This is a genomic window from Streptomyces ortus (genome assembly GCF_026341275.1).
GTDB lineage: Bacteria > Actinomycetota > Actinomycetes > Streptomycetales > Streptomycetaceae > Streptomyces > Streptomyces ortus.
Map to the genome: position 1 here is coordinate 6,696,578 of NZ_JAIFZO010000002.1, position 18,901 is coordinate 6,715,478.

Here is an 18,901-nt window from a genome sequence, read left to right on the forward strand (position 1 = left end):
CGGACCTCAGACGTTCCGGAAGCGGTTGATGGCGTCGACGTGCTGGGCGCGCTTCTCTTGGTCGCGCACACCGAGACCCTCGGTGGGCGCCAGCGCCAGGACCCCGACCTTGCCCTGGTGGAGGTTGCGGTGCACGTCGTACGCGGCCTGCCCGGTCTCCTCCAGCGAGTACACCTTGGACAGCGTCGGGTGGATCTTGCCCTTCGCGATGAGCCGGTTGGCCTCCCACGACTCGCGGTAGTTGGCGAAGTGCGAGCCGATGATCCGCTTCAGGGACATCCACAGATAGCGGTTGTCGTATTCGTGCTGGTAGCCCGAGGTGGAGGCGCAGGTGACGATCGTGCCGCCCTTGCGGGTGACGTACACGGAGGCGCCGAAGGTCTCGCGGCCCGGGTGCTCGAAGACGATGTCGACGTCCTCGCCGCCGGTCAGTTCGCGGATGCGCTTGCCGAAGCGCTTCCACTCCTTCGGGTCCTGGTGGTGCTCGTCCTTCCAGAACCGGTAGTCCTCGGCGTTGCGGTCGATGATCGCCTCGGCGCCCATCGCCCGGCAGATGTCCGCCTTCTGCGGGCTGCTGACCACACAGATGGGGTTGGCGCCGCCGGCGAGCGCGAACTGCGTGGCGTAACTGCCGAGGCCGCCGCTTGCGCCCCAGATGAGGACGTTGTCGCCCTGCTTCATCCCGGCGCCGTTGCGGGAGACCAGCTGCCGGTACGCGGTGGAGTTGACCAGGCCGGGGGCCGCCGCCTCCTCCCAGCTGAGGTGGTCCGGCTTGGGCATCAACTGGTTGGACTTGACGAGTGCGATCTCCGCCAGCCCGCCGAAGTTGGTCTCGAAGCCCCAGATGCGCTGCTCGGGGTCGAGCATCGTGTCGTTGTGCCCGTCGCTGGACTCCAGCTCGACGGAGAGGCAGTGCGCGACGACCTCGTCACCGGGGTGCCAGGCGTTCACGCCCGGACCGGTGCGCAGCACGACGCCCGCGAGGTCCGAACCGATGATGTGGTACGGCAGGTCGTGGCGCTTGGTCAGCTCGCTGAGCCTGCCGTAGCGCTCCAGGAAGCTGAAGGTGGACACCGGCTCGAAGATCGAGGTCCACACGGAGTTGTAGTTGACCGAGGAGGCCATCACGGCCACCAGGGCCTCGCCGGGGCCGAGCTCCGGCACCGGCACGTCGTCCAGGTGGATCGACTTGCGCGGGTCCTTGTCGCGGGTGGTGAGCCCGGCGAACATCTCCGTCTCGTCCTTGTGCACGGTGATCGCGCGGTAGGACTCGGGGAGCGGGAGCGCGGCGAAGTCGGCTGACGTGGCGGTCTGCGACTGGATCGCGTCCAGGATTTCCTTCACGGTGTTGCCTCCGGCGATGGGCGTCCGAGAGCGTCCGAGGGAGAACGCTGAGGGGTACGTCGGGGTGGATAGCTGCTGGTGAGGCGTGCCGTCGGTTCGGCGGAGGGGTGGTGCTCGGCAGCGCTTTGTGGCGCGGAAGGTTGCCTGTGACGCAGGCGTCCGGGCTCGCAGGCCATGGCTTGCGGGGACAGCCGGCGTACGAAGGATCTCTGCACGCCGGCCGCCCGGACCTCTTCAACGTATGACACTGCGTGTCATCTAGCAAGGCACCGAGTGCCAACAATTTCTCTCACTTGTCATCTGCCCGTCACAGATGAGCGATGATCGATCAGATGGGGATCCCAAAAGGGGCACTGCCCTGACGGGCGTGCCCCTTGGATGCCTTGGCGGTGCGTGCGGGCCGTCTCTACGACCGTTCTTTCAGTGCCTGCTCGATGGTCCGCATGACCTGGTGCAGCGGGGCGTCGACGCGGGCGACGGTCACCAGCACCTCGCCCTCCACCGACGCGGAGGACACGGGCGCCGAGTGCGCGGAGGTGTCCCGGCCGGCGCCTATCCCCGAGCCGAAGGTCTTCCGGACGATCGAGAAGGCGTGGTCCAGCTGGGCCTCGACGTCGCCCTGGGCGCCCGCCCGCAGCCACCGCCGCAGCACGTGGTTGTGGGCGGTGACCACGGCCGACGCGGCGACCTCCGCGAGCAGCGGGTCGTCGTTGGCGTCGTCGTCGTGGGCGTGCTCGTCGAAGTGCCCCAGCAGATAGCGGGTGAACAACCGCTCGTAGCGGGCCACCGACGCGATCTCGGCCTCCCGCAGCGTCGGCACCTCGCGCGTGAGCTTGTAGCGCGAGACCGAGATCTCGGGGCGGGCCGCGTACATCTGCATGACTTCCTTGATCCCGCGGCACACCGTGTCCAGCGGATGCTCATGCGCCGGAGCGGCCTTGAGCACCGCCTCGGCCCGGATCAGCGTGTCGTCGTGGTCCGGGAAGATCGCCTCTTCCTTGGAGCGGAAGTGCCGGAAGAAGGTGCGGCGGGCCACCCCGGCCGCGGCGGCTATCTCGTCGACCGTCGTCGCCTCGTACCCCTTCGTCGCGAAGAGCTCCATCGCGGCGGCCGCCAGCTCTCGGCGCATCTTGAGCCGCTGCGCCGCGGCGCGACCGCCGGCGGCGCTCTCCGGCGCGTCGGACGTGGCGGGTGTACGGGGGGACTTGGCGGGCTGGGACATGCCCCGAACGTACTGCATGTACGCGCCGGAGCGCTCCCGACCGGGTCTTTCTCCGCCGGGGTCCGGGGCCCCGGCGGCGACGGGGTCGAGCAGCCCGCCCCAGTCGGCACGGTCGCCTCCGGGCCGGTCCCCTGGCCCGGAGGCGAGCATGCCGGGCCGGTCCCCTGGCCCGTCGTGGCGCGGCGGCTCAGCGCCGCGCATATTCGCGGAAGCCGCGGCCCGTCTTGCGGCCGAGGCAGCCCGCGGCCACCAGATGCTCCAGGAGCGGCGCCGGGGCGAGGCCCGGGTCGCGGAACTCGCGGTGCAGCACCTTCTCGATGGCCAGGGAGACATCTAGGCCGACCACGTCCAGGAGCTCGAACGGCCCCATGGGGTAGCCACCGCCGAGCTTCATCGCGGCGTCGATGTCGTCGAGCGTCGCGTAGTGCTCCTCGACCATCTTGATCGCGTTGTTCAGGTAGGGGAACAGGAGCGCGTTCACGATGAAACCCGCCCGGTCACCGCAGTCCACCGGGTGCTTGCGGACCTTGGTGCACAGCTCGCGGACCGTGGCGTGCACGTCGTCCGCCGTCAGGACGGTCCGCACCACCTCGACCAGCTTCATCGCGGGCGCCGGGTTGAAGAAGTGCATGCCGATCACGTCCTGGGGGCGCGAGGTGGCCCGGGCGCAGGCGACGACCGGCAGCGAGGACGTCGTCGTGGCCAGGATCGCGCCCGGCTTGCAGACCTTGTCGAACACCGCGAAGAGCTGCCGCTTGATCTCCAGGTCCTCGGCGACGGCCTCCAGCGCCAGGTCGACCTCGGCGAAGGCCTCGTACGAACCCGCCGGGGTGATGCGCCCGAGGGTCTCCGCGGCCACCTCGGCCGTCATACGGCCCTTGTCGACGGAGCGCGAGAGGGACTTGCCGATCCGGGCCTTCGCGGTCCCGGCCTTCTCCTCGGTGCGGGCGGCGAGGACGACGTCGTATCCGGCCTTCGCGAAGACCTCGGCGATGCCGGACGCCATCGTCCCGGAGCCCGCGACACCGACCGAGCGGACGGTCCGGCCGACCGCCCCGGACCCCTCGGCGGACGGCGTCAGGGGATCCGGGACGACGGTCGCGCTGCCCGGGGCGTCGTACGTGTAGAAGCCGCGCCCCGACTTGCGGCCGGTCAGGCCCGCCTGGCTGAGCTGCTTCAGGATCGGCGCCGGTGCGTGCAGCCGGTCGTGCGACTCCGCGTACATGGCCTCCAGGACCGTACGCGCGGTGTCCACGCCGATCAGGTCGAGCAGGGCGAGCGGGCCCATCGGCAGGCCGCAGCCGAGCCGCATCGCGGCGTCGATGTCCTCACGGCTGGCGTACCTGGCCTCGTACATCGCGGCGGCCTGGTTGAGGTAGCCGAAGAGCAGGCCGTCGGCGACGAAGCCGGGGCGGTCGCCGACCGCGACGGGCTCCTTGCCGAGTTCGAGGGCGAGGTCGGTGACGGCGGCGACGGCACCCGGCGCGGTCAGCACGGACGAGACGACCTCGACGAGCTTCATCGCCGGGGCGGGGTTGAAGAAGTGCAGGCCCAGGACCCGTTCGGGATGGGCCGAGTCGGCGGCCAGCCGGGTGACCGACAGGGCGTTCGTGCCGGTGGCCAGGATCGTCCCCGGCCGCACCACACCGTCCAGCTCACGGAAGATCTGGTGCTTGACCTCGTACGACTCCGGGGCCACCTCGATCACCAGGTCGGCGTCGGCCGCGGCCCGCAGATCGGTGGAGGTGCGGAAGCGGGCGAGGGTGTCGTGGCGTTCCTGCTCGCTGATCCGCCCGCGCAGCACGGCACGGGCGGTCGAGGACTCCAGCGCGCCGACGGCCTGCGCCGCGGCGGCCTCGCTGATGTCGATGCCGACGACCTCGCGGCCGGCCCGGGCGAGGATCTCGGCGATACCGGTGCCCATGGTGCCGAGGCCGACGACGGCGACGGTCCTGAGAGGGGACACGGAGGACAACGAGGGGTCGGACAGGGGAGTGGCCATCGCGGGACTCCAGGAATGAGTGACGACTGAGGGACGCACGCGGATACGCCGACGGGCGCACGGAGTGCGGAGGGTGCGCGTGATGCGCGCGCGTGATGTCTGCGGGTGGTGCACGAACCCGCTGAGGGGTGAGGAGAACCGGCGGGCCCTGTCCCGGAGCCGTGCCGTCATGTCGTACCGAGGTATGCGGAGTACGAATACCTCGTGCTGTACCGAACCGACCAGCTCCCTCACGGCCCACGGGGGTGTGAGGGTGTTCCCGCGGCGGCTGCGTCACCAGGCCACCACGGGCAGATCCACGAGTGGGTAACTCGCTCGATTGAGCTTAACCGGTGAGTAACGAGCGCGCCAGCCCGCTTTCCTGGCCGGTCCATGTGACGTATGTCGCGGATAGTCTCTGCATCATGGACGAAGAGTTGCGATCGCTCACCCAGCGCTTACGGCAGGAGGCGGGCACGATGGCGTCCTTCTCGTACGAACGACTGGCGGCGACCGGCGATCTCGACGAGCTGGCCGCCGTGCTCATCGCTCCCGAACAGCCGCTCTGGGCGCGGGAGCTGGCCGCCTTCCGGCTCGGGGTCGCCGGGGACAGACGGGCCTTCGAGGCGCTCGTCCTGCTGCTCAACCACCGGGATCCGCAGCGGTGCGCGTCCGCCGCCTATGCGATGGCCCGGCTGGGGGACCCGCGTACCGCTCGGGCGGCGGCGGCCCTCGCCACCAACGAGCTGCGCGTCGCCTACGCGCTGCATCCGGTACGGCTCCTGGTGGAACTGCGGGCACCCGAGTCCGTGCCGGCGCTGATCACCACCCTGGCGCGGCGGTTCCGGCCGCACGATCCGTATCGGCGGGTCGCGCTCGCGTGTGTGGAGGGGCTGGGGGTGCTGGGGGACGAGCGGGCCCGGCCGGTGTTGAACGAGGCGTTGGTGCGGCCGGAGTTGGCGGGGGCGGCGGCTGACGCGTTGCGGCGGTTGCCGGCGCAGCGCGCTCCGCGGGGGCGGGGGTAGCTGGTTTTTGGGGCGTCGGCCTGTAGGTGGGGGTGAGTGGGGGCTGGCCGCGCCGTTCCCCGCGCCCCTTACAAGCGAAAAGTTTGCGCCGTTCCCCGCGCCCCTAAAAGTAAAAGCCCTAAAAGCAAAAGCCCTAAAAGCAAAAGATTGCGCCGTTCCCCGCGCCCCTGACGACGGAAGCCTGCGCCGTTCCCCGCGCCCCCGGTCAGGTGGGGGTTGGTGGATGGTCGGTAGTGCGAGGGAGGGGGGTCGACGGGCCGCCTCCCGCAACGCCTCGTCGACCGTACCCACCGCTTCGCCGCAGCCCAGGTCCGGCTGTGCTCCGATGGCGATGGCCAGGGCGTCGGCCACGAGCACGCGGATCATTCCGGATCCTCCCCCTCCGGACGCCCGGTTCTCCCCGGGCCGGTGGTGGCGATGCGCTTTCGAGCGTAGTGCCGAAGGCCCTCGGCGAGTCCCGGCCGTAGCCGGGAATATGCCTCCCGTGCCCGGCCCAACGCCCTCCACCCGGTGCAGAGTTGCAGGGAAAGGCCGAAGGTGGCCCGTCAGGGGCCGGTCAGCGGCAGGGGGCAGGGGGCGCCGGAGGACGACCTGTGTGTTCCTCGTACCGCACCTGTCGGGGGCCGCGGGGCGAACCCCGCCGCGTCGGCCGTCGCGCGCCTGATGTGCCGTGCGTACCGTCCGCCCGACCGTTTGCGGACAGGCGGTGTCGACGCCTCGGAGAGGTCCCGGCCCGACGGCCGACGCCTGTACGCGGCCACCCCGGCGAGGGGTGACTCAGTCTGCCAGCAGGCGGGCGTACCGCACCTCCGGCACCTCGACGCCCTCCACCTCGTAGGGCTCCTCGGCGCCGTCCGCGGTGAAACCGGCCCGCTCGTAGAAACGGCGCGCGCCCGCGTTCTCGCGAAGGACCCAGAGCAGCATCCTGCCGAGCCCCGCGGCGGCGCACCGCTCGACGGACGTCCGCAGCAGGGCACGGCCCACGCCGTGCCCTGTCCGGTCGGGGGCGACGTAGAGCGCGTACAACTCGGCGTCCCCGGCTCCTCCGGTGCCCCCGGCACGCGGTTCTCCGCCGCGGTAGGGCCCGTGGCAGGCTCAGCCGACGACCTCACCGGCCGCCTCCGCGACGAGGTTCACCACGTCCGTGCCCTCGGCCCGCTCGAAGTGGGCCCGCCTAAGCGGGAGTTCGGCGGCCACGTCGAGCCCGTCGAGGTACGACCGGGGCATCAGCCCCTGGTACGCGCGCTGCCAGCCGCGTACACGGATCTCCGCCACGCGGGGGCAGTCGGACAGGGTCATTGCGCGGATGTGCGGCGGGGTACCGGTGCGGATCATCAGGGCAGTATCGCGAACGCCGCTGTTCTCCGTCGGTCCCGGCTGGGGTCTGTCGGACAATTCCCGTCTGCCGCGCCACGGGCGACGACGGGAAGTATCAGACAGACCCTAGCCCCGGGGGCCGAGCAGGCCGTGCAGGGTCGTGCCGCGCGAGGAAGTGCCCGCACCCCCCTTCGCCTTCGCCTTCGCGGTCAGCGGCTTGGGGTCGGGCAGCTTCGCGCACACCGCGTCGGCCTCGCCGCTGCCGCGCGGCACCCGGCCGTCGGTCAGATAGGCGGCCAGGTGCTTGTCCAGGCAGGTGTTCCCGCTCAGCGTCACACCGTGGTTGCCGCCGCCCCGCTCGACCACCAGGCTGGAGCCGGCCAGCAGGTGGTGGACCATGACACCGCCCTCGTACGGGGTGGCCGCGTCGTCCGTCGCCTGGAACAGCAGCACCGGCGGCACCGCGTCGTTCGCGACGTCCACGGGCTCGGCCGGGGCCGTGGGCCAGAACGCGCACGGGGCGTTGTACCAGGCGTTGCTCCAGGCCATGAAGGGCGCCTTCTCGTACACCGCCCAGTTGTCCTCACGCCACTCGTCCCAGTCGCGCGGCCAGTGCGCGTCACGGCACTGCACCGAGGTGTAGACGCTGTAGCCGTTGTCCCCCGCGGTGTCGACGGCCCCGAAGTCCTCGTACGCCTCGACCAGCGGATCGTCGTTCTTCGTCTTCACCCAGGCCGCGAACGCGTCGGCGAGGTACGGCCAGTAGCCGTTGAAGTAGGCGCCGGGGGAGAAGGTGTCCTCCAGCTCCGAGGCGCCGACGACCTTGTCCGCGGGCTTCTTCGCCAGCGCCGCCCGCATCGCGTACCAGGCCGCCTCGATCCTCTCCGGATCCGTGCCCAGCTTGTACGTCGCGTCGTGCTTGGCGACCCAGGCCATGAAGGCCCGATGGCGGGAGTTGAAGGCGTGGTCCTGCGCGAGGTTGTCGTCGTACCAGACACCGGTGGGATCGACGACGGAGTCCAGCACCATGCGCCGTACCCGCCCGGGGTGGAGCTTGGCGTAGACGGCGCCCAGGTAGGTGCCGTACGAGTACCCGAAGTAGTTGATCCGCTCGGCGCCCAGGGCGCCGCGGATCGCGTCCATGTCCTGGACCGCGCTCACCGTGTCGATGTACGGCAGCAGGTCCCCGTACTTGGTGGCGCAGGCCTTCGCGAAGCCCTCGGCGCGGTCGAGGTTGGCCTTTTCGAGAGCGGGGGTGGTCGGCAGCGAGTCGGGGCGCACCGGCTTGAAGTGCCCCGGCCGGCAGTTCAGGGCGGGCCTGCTCGCGCCGACGCCGCGCGGATCGAAACCGATGACGTCGTACTGGGCCGCCACGTTCTTCGGCAGCGAGGCCGCGACGAATCCGGCGAGGGTCAGACCGCTGCCGCCGGGCCCGCCCGGGTTCACCAGCAGGGGGCCCTGGTAGGTCTTCTTGGAGGTGTGCGGGACCCGGGACAGCGCGAGCGTGATCTTCCGGCCGTGCGGGTTCGCGTGGTCGAGGGGCACTTTGAGGGATGCGCACTGGAGCTTCGGGTAGCTCTTGGTGCCGCACTTCTTCCAGGTGGGCTTCGCCGCGCCGGCGGAGGGGACGGCGGGCCGGGCGGTCGCGGAGGCCGGGCTCGCGTCGGCCGGGACCGCGGTGATCATTCCGGCCACCACGGCGGCGGCACCGCACAGGGCGGCTGCGCGTCGGTTCACAATGAATCGCCTCACATCGATGTACCGGACCAGGGGCCCCAGGGAGCCGTGCACCTCACGGCCCTGGCCGAATCGTTCCGGGGCGGGCGCCCGGAAGGACCGCTTCCGCCGAGAGTTGACCCCATCGGGCCGCGGTGTGCGGCCGGATGCAGGGCAGGCGGTGCCGGCCGGTGTGCGAGGGACGCGGGTGCCGGTGCGAGGGGTACCGGTGTGTGAGGGGCGCCGTCACAGAAGGGTGAGCTGCGTGGGCACCGGCGCGACCGGTTCGGGCACCGGGATCCTGCGGGGCATCCCCGCGCGCGTGGGGCCTATCCCGTACTCCTCGGCCAGCTCGTGCACCTGCCGGGTGATCCGGCGCTGATACCACTTCGGGGCGTACGCGCCCTCCGCGTACAGCCGCTCGTACCGGCGCACCAGATGCGGGTGGTGGTGCCCCAGCCAGTCCATGAACCACTCGCGGGCCCCGGGCCGCAGATGCAGTACGAGCGGGGTCACCGAGGTCGCGCCGGACGCGGCGATCGCCCGTACCGTCGCGCGCAGTTGGGAGGGGTCGTCGCCCAGGAAGGGGATCACCGGGGCCATCAAGACCCCGCAGTCGATGCCGTGGGCGCTCAGCGTGCGCACGACGTCCAGGCGGCGCTCCGGGGCGGGCGTGCCCGGCTCCACGGTCCGCCACAGGTCGAGGTCGGTGAAGCCCACGGAGACGGAGATCCCGACCTCGGTGACGGCCGCCGCCTGCTTCAGGAGGTCCAGGTCACGCAGGATGAGCGTGCCCTTGGTGAGGATGGAGAAGGGGTTCGCGTGGTCGCGCAGGGCCGCGATGATGCCGGGCATCAGCCGGTAGCGGCCCTCGGCGCGCTGGTAGCAGTCCACGTTGGTGCCCATCGCGATGTGGTCACCGAGCCAGCGCCGTGAGCCGAGCTGGCGCCGCAGCAGCTCCGGGGCGTTCACCTTCACCACGATCTGGCTGTCGAAGCCGAGGCCGGTGTCGAGGTCCAGATAGCTGTGGGTCTTGCGGGCGAAGCAGTAGACGCACGCGTGCGTGCACCCCCGGTAGGGGTTGACCGTCCACTCGAAGGGCATGCGCGAGGCCCCCGGTACGCGGTTGACGATCGATCTGGCCCGGATCTCGTGGAAGGTGATTCCACGGAACTCGGGCGTGTCGAACGTCCGGGTGGTGACCGTCTCCGCGCCGAACAGCGCGGGGTTTGTGGGGCCGGCCGACGGATTCCCGTCGGCCTCCACTGCGAGGTTCTCCCACCGCATGACGCCTCCTCGATAGCACTCGCCACAGAATAGAACACATGTTCCCTTGATCGTGCGACCCCGTAGTTGCGGACCCCGATTTGGGCGGCCCGCACGCGTGATGGTTGGCTGAGCGCTGACGCCCGAGATCCCGAGTGCTGGAGGAACGCAATGGCGCAGGTCGAGGCCACCACCGAGCGAGTCGTGACGGGTCAGCCGGACGACGTGTTCGACGCGCTGGCCGACTACAACGGCACGCGTTCGAAGATCCTGAGCGAGCACTTCAGCGAGTACGAGGTACTGGAGGGCGGCGACGGCGAGGGATCCGTCGTCCACTGGAAGCTCCAGGCCACCAGCAAGCGCATCCGCGACTGCCTGCTCGACGTGAGCGAGCCCACCGACGGCGAGCTGGTCGAGAAGGACCGCAACTCCTCGATGGTGACCACCTGGCGGGTCACCCCGGCCGGCGAGGGCAGGTCGCGGGTGGTCGTCACCACCGTCTGGGACGGCGCGAGCGGCATCGGCGGCTTCTTCGAGCGGACCTTCGCGCCCAAGGGCCTCGGCCGCATCTACGACGAGGTCCTGGCGAAGCTGGCCGCCGAGGTGGAGAAGTAGCACCCCTGCCCATGAGTCGTCGCCGCCTTCGCCGGTGCTGTCGGCCCGGCCCGCCCACGCCGCTCCGCAGGCTTCCCGCGCTCACCGTTTCGAGTGGTTTCCGGTACGACGTCAGTTGTCCGCCGTAGGGCTCCGACCGGCGGATACGTCCACCGGGGCCCGCCTCGGGGCGACTCGTCGCGCTTGCTCCCAGATGTCGCGTAATGCGAGAAATGGGCCCCGCAGGCGCGACGAGGGGAGCAGCACGTGGGCGGAACGGCTCTGGTGGAGAGCGGACGAGACGTTTCCTCTCCGGCCCCCGACACACCCCAGGCGCCGCCCGATCTCCCCCAGTTGGAGACTTTGAGTCCGCGCCGCGTGCGGCTGGTCTTCTTCGCGCTCATGCTCGCGCTGCTCCTCGCGGCCCTGGAGCAGATGATCGTCGCCACCGCGCTCCCGAAGATCGTCGGCGAGCTGCACGGCCTGGACAAGATGTCCTGGGCGATCACCGCGTACCTGCTCACGTCGACCGTGGGACTGCCCGTCTACGGCAAGCTCGGCGATCTGTACGGCCGCAAGGGCGTCTTCCAGTTCGCCATCGTCGTCTTCGTGATCGGCTCGGCGCTGGCCGGATGGTCGCGCACGATGGACCAGTTGATCGCCTTCCGCGCCCTCCAGGGAGTCGGCGCCGGCGGCCTCATGATCGGCGTACAGGCCATCATCGCGGACGTCGTGCCGGCCCGGGAGCGGGCCCGCTTCATGGGGATGATCGGCGCCGCGTTCGGACTCGCCTCCGTCGCGGGCCCGTTGCTCGGCGGCTACTTCACCGACCACCTCTCCTGGCGCTGGTGCTTCTACGTCAACGTGCCCTTCGGCCTGATCACCCTGGCCGTCGTGGCCGCCGTCCTCGAACTGCCGAAACCCACCGCCAGGCCCCGGCTGGACGTCCTGGGCGCTCTGTTGCTCGCCGTCGCCTCCACCTGCCTTGTGCTGCTGACCAGTTGGGGCGGTACGGAGTACGCGTGGGGCTCGCGGGTCGTCCTCGGACTCGCCGCGGGAGCCGTCGCCTCGACCGCGCTCTTCCTCGTCGCCGAGCACCGCGCGGCCGAACCCCTCATCCCGCTGCGGCTGTTCCGCGACGGCGTCTTCAACGTCACCGCTCTCGTGGGGGTGATCGTCGGCGTCGCCCTCTTCGGCGCGGCCAGCTATCTGCCCACGTACCTGCAGATGGTCGACGGCGCCAGCGCAACCGAGTCCGGTCTGCTCATGCTGCCCATGATGGGCGGCATCGTCGGCGCCTCGGTCGTCTCGGGGCACCTCATCAGCCGCAGCGGTCGTTACAAGATCTATCCGATCCTCGGCGGTGCCCTGTCGGTCCTCGGCATGTGGCTGCTCTCACGGCTCGAAGCCGACACGCCCCGGCTGCACTACAGCGTGTGGATGGCCCTGCTCGGCGCCGGGATCGGCCTCGTCATGCCGGTGCTGATCCTCGCCGTGCAGAACTCCGTGCACCCGCACGACCTCGGCACCGCGACCAGCGCCAACAACTACTTCCGGCAGATCGGCGGCAGCGTCGGCGCGGCGGTCTTCGGCACCCTCTTCGCGGACCGGCTCGCCGACTCCCTCGCCGACCGGCTGCCCGCCGGGGCCGGTGCGCCCGACCCCGAGTCCATCACCCCGCAGCTCGTCCACGCACTGCCCGCCGCACTGCGGGACGGCTACATCGCGGCGTACACCGACGCGATGCCGCGGATCTTCCTCTACCTCGTGCCGGTGCTCGTCCTCGGCCTGCTCGTCGCCTTCTTCCTCAAGGAGAAACCGCTGGTGTCCCACCACACCCCCACCGCAGCGCCCGAGACCGCCGTGCCGGTCAACGCCCCGCTGCCCGGCGCCCGTTCGTCGTACGCCGCCGGGATTCCCGTCTGCGGCACCGTGCAGCATCCCGACGGCACCGTCGTGCCGCGCGCCGCGCTCACCCTCATCGATGTCGCGGGGCAACAGATCGGGCGGGGCGCGAGCGGCGAGGACGGCCGGTACGCGCTGTCGACGCCCGGCGCGGGGTCGTACGTCCTGATCGCCGCGGCCGGCGGGCACCAGCCGCAGGCGGTCAGTGTCACCGTCGGGGAACGGCCGGTGGAACTGGACGTGGTCCTCGGCGGCGCGGGGCGGCTGGCCGGGAGCGTCGTCACGGCGGACGGGACTCCGGTGCGGGACGCCACCGTCACGCTCACCAATGTGCACGGGGAGGTGGTCGCCGCGACGCGCAGCGGACGGGAGGGCGGCTACGTCATCACGGAGCTGGTGGCGGGGGAGTACACGCTGGCGGGGAGCGCTCCGGCGTTCCGCCCGGCCGCGCTGCCGGTGAGCGTCCAGGCCGCGCGCGAGACGCGGCAGGACGTCGAGCTGGCGGGCGGTGCGGTGCTGCGGGGGACCGTGCGGGCGAGCGGGGGGCGGCCGGTCGAGGACGCGCGGGTGACGTTGCTCGACGCGGCGGGGAACGTGGTGGACACGCTGACCACCGGGGGTGACGGGGCGTTCCGGTTCATCGACCTCTCGTCGGGGGAGTACACGGTGATCGCGGCGGGGTACCCGCCCGTGGCCACGGTGTTGCAGGTGGCGGGGGGTGGGCGTACTGAGCGGAACCTACAGCTGGGGCACGAGGACGGGTGAGGGGGTGCCTGTCACCGGCCCCCGGTTGAAGGATTGCGCCGTTCCCCGCGCCCCCAAGAGCGGAAGGACTGCGCCGTTCCCCGCGCCCCTGGAAGCCGAGAGACTGCGCCGTTTCCCGCGCCCCCAAGGGCGGAAGGATTGCGCCGTTCCCCGCGCCCCCAAGAGCGGAAAGATTGCGCCGTTCCCCGCGCCCCCAGACGTGGTAGGGGTGCGGCGGAGGGAAAATGGGGAATGGCGCACATCGGTGTCCGGGGCGGACGTACCGTGGTTGGTGTGGTGGCGCAGATCTTGCGGACCCGGACCGTGGGAGAGAGGGCCTGAGCCATGGACCGTGGCACCGAGAGGAGTGACCCTCCGCACGGCGGCGCCGCGGCGGGGCGGATCCCGCTGGCCGTGGTCGTGGTGGACCGGGCGGGACTGGTGTCGCACTGGAGCCGGGGCGCCCGGCGCCTCTTCGGTACCGCGAGGGAAGAAGCCGTCGGCCGTCCGGTCGTCGACCTGCTGCCCGTCTCCGGCGCGTTCCCCGAGGACGAAGAGACCGCGCCCTACGGGGCGTACGCCGCATACGACGGACTCGGCCCCGACCTCGAATCCTCCCTGGACGGGCGGCTGTTCTACCCGGCGGCGGGCCGCGCCCGGCTGACGGCCGCGGACAACGACCGGATCGACGTCCTGTGGTGGGCGTACCCACTGGTGGGTCCTGGGACGGAGCGGCTGCTGGTGCTCGCCGCCGACGCGGGCGCGCTGCGTGCCGAGGGCACCGGCACATCCGGCGCGGGCGCCGCCGTGGAACGCATCGCGCCCGGGTTCGCGCTGCACACCGACTTCCCCGGCGCCGAGGACCTGGCCCGCGGACTGCCCGAGATCCTGCCGAGCATGAGCGTGGGCGAAAGCGCCCGCATCGTCTCCCAGGTCCTCGAACTGGGCTATCCCGTACTGGAGTTCAGCCAGAACGACCGGGTTCCCGTCACCCCCGACTGGGGTGTCCCGCGGCGCAGCGAGCGCACGGCGCGCCGGCAGCGCGCCGCCGCGGCGGCCCTGTCGGGCGAGCCCCTGCCGCCGGACGCCGAGGACGAGGCCCAGGACCTCGAATACGTGGCCGTCCGCGAGCGGCTGGAGTTCCTGAACGAGGTCAGCGGACGCATCGGCACCTCGCTCGACCTGTCCCGCACCATCGTCGAGGTCAGCCGGGCCGTCGTCCCGCGCTTCACCGACGTGGCCGGGACCTATCTGCGCGAACAGGTCGTCGCCGGTGAGGGGTTCTCCGACGGCGTGCCCGACACGACCACCATGTGGCACCGGGTCGCGCTGGAGCACACGGACGAACCGGGCCGCTGGGACGACGTCGTGCCGGTCGGCGAGGCCATGCCGTTCCCGGCGCACACCCCGTTCTTCCAGTGCATGACCACCGGCGAACCCGTCCTCGTGCCCCGCATCAGCGAGCAGATGGGCCACATGATCGCCGCGCAGTTCGAGAAGCGCGACATCCGGCCCCTGATCACCGGCCGCTCCATGCTTGTCGTGCCCCTCAAGGCCCGCCACGTGGTCCTCGGGTTCATGATCCTGCTGCGCCACCCGGAGCGCGTCGAGTTCAACGACATGGACCGCGTCACCGGCGCCGAACTCGCCGCCCGCGCCGGGCTCGTGCTCGACAACGCCCGCATGTACATGTACCAGGAGAGCGTCGCCGAGACCCTCCAGGACAGCATGCTGCCGCACATCGCCCCGCGGATGTCCGGCTGCGACATCGCGACCCGCTATCTGCCGGGCACCCTGCTCGGACGGGTCGGCGGCGACTGGTTCGACTCCGTGAAGCTGCCCGGCTCGCGCACCGCCCTGGTCGTCGGTGACGTCATGGGCCACGGGCTCAACTCGGCCGCGATGATGGGGCAGTTACGGACCGCCGTCCAGACCATGGCGGCCCTCGACCTGCCACCCGCCCAGCTCCTGCGCAACCTCGACGACCTGGCGCAGCGCCTCGGCGAGCACTACCTCGCGACCTGCCTGTACGCGATCTACGACCCCATCGCGAGCGAGCTGGAGATCGCCAACGCGGGCCACATCCCACCCGTGGTGGTCCGCGCCGAGAACGGCCGCAGCGATCTGCTCGACCTGCCGACCGGCGCGCCCATCGGAGTCGGCGGAGTGCCCTTCGAGTCCGTACGCGTGCGGGTGGCACCCGGCGACCGGCTCGTGATGTGCACCGACGGCCTGGTCGAGGTGCGCGGCGAGGACATCGGTGTCGGCCTCGCCACGCTCTGCGAGTCCGCGGCCCACCCGGCCGCCTCCATGGACGCCGCCTGCGACACCATCATCCGGGCGCTCAACACCCGCGGCGGCCGCAAGGACGACGTGGCGCTCCTGCTGGCCCGGCTCAACGGCATCGAGCCCGAGGACGTCGCCGAGTGGCGGATCGGGCACGACCCCCGGGAGGCCGGCAGAGCGCGCGCGGCGGTCCGTGAACAGCTCCACGAGTGGGGCCTGGACTCCGTCGCCGACACCGCCGAGCTGCTGGTGAGCGAACTGGTCACCAACGCCGTACGGCACTCCCACAGCCGGCCGGTCGACCTCAGGCTGGTCCGGGGCGACACCCTGCTGTGCGAGGTGGCCGACGACGACCACACCCTGCCCACGTTGCTCAGCGCGGGGCGGCTCGACGAGTTCGGGCGGGGTCTGCGGGTCGTGAGCACGCTGGCGCACGAGTGGGGGACCAGCCGGACCGGCTCCGGCAAGACGGTGTGGTACGAACTGACGTTGCCGCGGCGCTGACCGCGAAGCGCGGGGCGCTGCGCCGTGGGCGTGGGGACGACTTCGCGGGCGTGGGGACGACTCCGCGCGCCGGCGAGGGCTGGGCGCGCAGTTCCGCGCGCCCCTTTCGGGGCGTGAAAGTGTGCGCCGTCTTCTTGTCGCAGTGCGCCCGGCGCGATAGACCGGACTGCCCGTCACTTTTCCTGGGGAGCCGGCATGAGCGTGACCACGCGGTACAGGGAAGCCTGGGAGGGCTTCTGGCAGGAGGCGTCCGTCGAGCGGGGAGCCGTCTTCTGGGACGCCGAACCAGCGCTCACGGTGGGTGTCCATCTCGGCCTGTTCGAGCCGCATCTGACCGCCCGGGGGCTGCCCCTCGTGGACCTCGGCTGCGGCAACGGCACCCAGACCCGGTTCCTCGCCGACCGCTATCCGAGGGTCATCGGTGCCGATCTGTCGGCCGCCGCCCTCGATCACGCGCGGCTCGCGGACCCGGCGGGCCAGGCCCACTACCGGCTGGTCGACGCGGCGGAGCCGGCCGAGGCGGAGACGCTGCACGCCGAGATCGGTGACGTCAACGTCTATGTGCGGGGTGTCCTGCACCAGTGCGAGCCCGCCGACCGGCAGTCGCTCGTCGACGGTCTGGCCACGCTCGTCGGCGACCGGGGCCGCGCGTTCCTCGTCGAGCCGGCCGAGGCCGCCGGTGTCATGCTGCGCGATCTCGCCCAGGGCCCCGGGGGGCCGCCCGCGAAACTCGCGCCCGTTCTCCGGCACGGCATCGCGCCCGGAGAGGTGGCCGACGCCGCCGTACCGGAGTACGTGCGGGCGGCCGGGCTCGTGGTGGTGGCGAGCGGGGAGCTGCCCCTGGTGACCACGGAGTCCCGGGCCGACGGCTCGCGGATCGAGTTGCCCTCCCTCTGGATGGTCGTGGGACGCGGCTGAGAGCGGCTCGAAAGTCCTGGGGCGGTTCGGTCGTAGACGGGGTTTGACATGGGCACGATCTAAGCGGTGGTCCACCGGCAGGCCGCCTCTGCCCTTCCGTGCACGGCTTCTGGCTTCTCCAGAGAGGCGATACGTCATGGCGGCACGCCCCCACCCCCTCGTCGGCGGACTCCTGGTCCTGTTCCTGGCCCTGGCCGGCCTCGTCGCCCTTCCCCCCACCCCCTCCCACGCCGCGACACCGGTCTGCGCCCTGGTGTGCGACACGCTCGACCCCTCGAAGGCGCGGCAGGACACGTTCCCGGTACCGGACAGGACCGTCAACGGCAGAACTCTGCGGCTGCACGTCTCCGACGCGGACAGCGCGGCCTGGGCGAGCATCGACGACGCCGTGGCGGGCGACGCGGTCTGGCTGGACCGCTCCTGGGACCGGGGCGCCACCTGGGAGGGACTGCTCGGCAAGGCGAGCGTCCCTGGTTCCTGGACCGGCACCCGCACCCTCATGTACAACATCACCGACCCCGTGGGGCACCGGCGCGGCTGGATCCGTGCCTGCGCCGACGCAGCCGGGGTGACCTGCACGGACTGGGTGTACCCGAAGGTGTGCGACGGCTCGTCCTGCGACGGCGCCGACCCCGCCACGGCGGCCGGCGACGACACCCCGGTCCCCGCGACCACACTCTTCGGCCGCACCATCAGCCTGCACGTCGACCAGCGCGGCGGTATGGCCTGGGGTGTGATCGCGGGCGGCGGCCCGGGCGACGAGATATGGCTGGACCGCTCCTGGGACAGTGGCGCTAGCCATCCCGAGGGCTCCTCTCTCGGCCGTACGAGCGTGTCCTCCGGAGCCGCCTCCGCGCGGACCGCCCTGTTCGCCACCCGGGACCCGCGCGGCCTGCTGTACGGCGGGGCGGTCCGCGCCTGCGGTCGCGAGGCCGCCCATCAGGAGGGCAGCTGCACGGCCTGGGCCAGGCCCGCGCCGACCAGGGCGCGCGGGGCGGCGGACGCGCTGATGGCCTCGTACCGGACCGATGAGGGCTGGTGGCGCAGCAGTTGGTGGAACTCCGCCGTCGCGCTCACCTCCGTCGTCGAGTTCGCCGAGCAGAGCGGCCGGCACGACTACGACTGGGTGATCGCCCGTACCTACGAACAGAACCGGGGTGTCTTCCCCGCGGGCGGACGCAGCTCGGACCCGATCGAGGGCCACTTCATCAGCCGGGCCATCGACGACGCGGGCTGGTGGGCGGTGGCCTGGCTGACGGCGTACGACTACACGGGTGACCGGCGCTATCTGGAGGAGGCGGTCACCATCACCGACTACGTCCACCGGTACTGGGACACCGGCACCTGCGGCGGCGGAGTGTGGTGGGACCGGGAGCGCACCTACAAGAACGCCGTGACCAACGGGCTCTACCTGTGGCTCACCACCTCGCTGCACCAGCGGATCGCGGGCGACACCGTGTGGGGTGCCCGCGCGAGCACGGCGGCGGACTGGTACCTCGCCAGCGGGATGATCAACTCCGCGGGCCTCGTCAACGACGGGATCACCTCGGGCTGCGCCAACAACGGTCAGACCGTGTGGAGTTACAACCAGGGACTCGCCATCGGCGCCTTCACGCAGTTGTGGCGGTCGACGGGAAGCGCCCGGTACCTGGCCACGGCCGAGCGGCTGGCCGACACCGCGATCTCCTCACCCGCGCTGACCCGCGGCGGCGTGCTGACCGAGTCCTGCGACCTCGGCACGGCCTCCTGCGACGACAACCAGAAGCAGTTCAAGGGCATCTTCGTACGGCACCTCGCCGACCTCGCGGACGCCACGTCCTCGACCGCGTACAAGGCGTACGTCACCCGGCAGGCCGACTCCGTGTGGACGGCCGACCGGGACACGCTGAACCGCCTCGGCCAGCGCTGGTCCGGAGCCGCGCCCAACGTCTCGGACTGGCGCACCCAGGCGAGCGCGCTGGAGGCGCTGACCGCCGCGGGACGGCTCGCGGGCTGAGCGCGCGGATTCCGGCTGCGCTTCCGGGCTTTCGGAGCGTTGCGAAAGGGGGGTGTGAATTCTCTGGGGTATGTGACATATTA

General features: G+C 71.4%; 11 protein-coding genes and 1 pseudogene. 6 read left to right on the forward strand and 6 right to left on the reverse strand.

Annotated elements, in window-relative coordinates; translation table 11 throughout:
* Window positions 1-6: 6 nt before the first annotated feature.
* The 3 genes from ccrA to K3769_RS32565 form a co-directional block, all read right to left on the reverse strand.
* Window positions 7-1,344, reverse strand: a complete 1,338-nt coding sequence (ccrA, locus tag K3769_RS32555) for a crotonyl-CoA carboxylase/reductase (protein ID WP_267029831.1) — start codon at window positions 1,342-1,344, stop codon at window positions 7-9.
* Window positions 1,345-1,750: 406 nt separating this feature from the next.
* Window positions 1,751-2,566 carry a TetR family transcriptional regulator gene (locus tag K3769_RS32560; RefSeq protein ID WP_267029832.1) on the reverse strand — a complete coding sequence of 272 codons (816 nt, stop codon included), beginning with the start codon at window positions 2,564-2,566 and terminating at the stop codon, window positions 1,751-1,753.
* Window positions 2,567-2,753: 187 nt separating this feature from the next.
* Complete coding sequence (locus K3769_RS32565; RefSeq protein ID WP_267029833.1) at window positions 2,754-4,568, reverse strand: 3-hydroxyacyl-CoA dehydrogenase family protein; 1,815 nt, start codon at window positions 4,566-4,568, stop codon at window positions 2,754-2,756.
* A 404-nt stretch (window positions 4,569-4,972) separates the two neighbouring features.
* Between K3769_RS32565 and K3769_RS32570 the strand changes: the two genes are divergently transcribed.
* Window positions 4,973-5,572: an adenylosuccinate lyase gene (locus K3769_RS32570; protein ID WP_267029834.1), complete on the forward strand. Its 600-nt coding sequence runs from the start codon at window positions 4,973-4,975 to the stop codon at window positions 5,570-5,572.
* Window positions 5,573-6,349: 777 nt separating this feature from the next.
* On the opposite strand, the pseudogene K3769_RS32575 reads toward K3769_RS32570, so the two are convergent.
* The 3 genes and pseudogenes from K3769_RS32575 to K3769_RS32585 all read right to left on the reverse strand — a co-directional run bounded on the left by K3769_RS32575 (window position 6,350) and on the right by K3769_RS32585 (window position 9,892).
* A pseudogene (locus tag K3769_RS32575) lies at window positions 6,350-6,871 on the reverse strand (GNAT family N-acetyltransferase).
* Window positions 6,872-7,015: 144 nt separating this feature from the next.
* Complete coding sequence (locus K3769_RS32580; RefSeq protein WP_267029835.1) at window positions 7,016-8,626, reverse strand: alpha/beta hydrolase; 1,611 nt, start codon at window positions 8,624-8,626, stop codon at window positions 7,016-7,018.
* Between the two features lie 225 nt (window positions 8,627-8,851).
* Window positions 8,852-9,892, reverse strand: coding sequence for an Rv2578c family radical SAM protein (locus K3769_RS32585; RefSeq protein ID WP_267029836.1), 1,041 nt, complete (start codon window positions 9,890-9,892; stop codon window positions 8,852-8,854).
* Window positions 9,893-10,042: 150 nt separating this feature from the next.
* On the opposite strand from K3769_RS32585, the gene K3769_RS32590 reads away from it, so the two are divergent.
* From K3769_RS32590 to K3769_RS32610, 5 genes are all read left to right on the forward strand, one after another.
* A complete protein-coding gene (locus K3769_RS32590; protein WP_267029837.1) occupies window positions 10,043-10,486 on the forward strand; it encodes an SRPBCC family protein in 444 nt (147 codons plus the stop codon).
* A 246-nt stretch (window positions 10,487-10,732) separates the two neighbouring features.
* Window positions 10,733-13,135, forward strand: coding sequence for an MFS transporter (locus tag K3769_RS32595; protein WP_267029838.1), 2,403 nt, complete (start codon window positions 10,733-10,735; stop codon window positions 13,133-13,135).
* Between the two features lie 324 nt (window positions 13,136-13,459).
* A complete protein-coding gene (locus K3769_RS32600) occupies window positions 13,460-15,904 on the forward strand; it encodes an ATP-binding SpoIIE family protein phosphatase (RefSeq protein WP_267029839.1) in 2,445 nt (814 codons plus the stop codon).
* 195 nt (window positions 15,905-16,099) lie between these two features.
* The gene (locus K3769_RS32605; RefSeq protein ID WP_267029840.1) at window positions 16,100-16,822 is read left to right on the forward strand and encodes a class I SAM-dependent methyltransferase; all 723 of its coding nucleotides are present in this window, start codon (window positions 16,100-16,102) and stop codon (window positions 16,820-16,822) included.
* A 136-nt stretch (window positions 16,823-16,958) separates the two neighbouring features.
* Window positions 16,959-18,818 carry a glycoside hydrolase family 76 protein gene (locus K3769_RS32610; RefSeq protein ID WP_267029841.1) on the forward strand — a complete coding sequence of 620 codons (1,860 nt, stop codon included), beginning with the start codon at window positions 16,959-16,961 and terminating at the stop codon, window positions 18,816-18,818.
* Window positions 18,819-18,901: the final 83 nt, after the last annotated feature.

Excerpts from the sequence above, each read along its gene's own strand:
- K3769_RS32565 (WP_267029833.1), bottom strand. The coding sequence starts at position 4,568 with ATGGCCACTCCCCTGTCCGACCCCTCGTTGTCCTCCGTGTCCCCTCTC.
- K3769_RS32590 (WP_267029837.1), top strand. The coding sequence starts at position 10,043 with ATGGCGCAGGTCGAGGCCACCACCGAGCGAGTCGTGACGGGTCAGCCG.
- K3769_RS32560 (WP_267029832.1), bottom strand. The coding sequence starts at position 2,566 with ATGTCCCAGCCCGCCAAGTCCCCCCGTACACCCGCCACGTCCGACGCG.
- K3769_RS32610 (WP_267029841.1), top strand. The coding sequence starts at position 16,959 with ATGGCGGCACGCCCCCACCCCCTCGTCGGCGGACTCCTGGTCCTGTTC.
- K3769_RS32585 (WP_267029836.1), bottom strand. The coding sequence starts at position 9,892 with ATGCGGTGGGAGAACCTCGCAGTGGAGGCCGACGGGAATCCGTCGGCC.
- K3769_RS32605 (WP_267029840.1), top strand. The coding sequence starts at position 16,100 with ATGAGCGTGACCACGCGGTACAGGGAAGCCTGGGAGGGCTTCTGGCAG.
- K3769_RS32600 (WP_267029839.1), top strand. The coding sequence starts at position 13,460 with ATGGACCGTGGCACCGAGAGGAGTGACCCTCCGCACGGCGGCGCCGCG.
- K3769_RS32570 (WP_267029834.1), top strand. The coding sequence starts at position 4,973 with ATGGACGAAGAGTTGCGATCGCTCACCCAGCGCTTACGGCAGGAGGCG.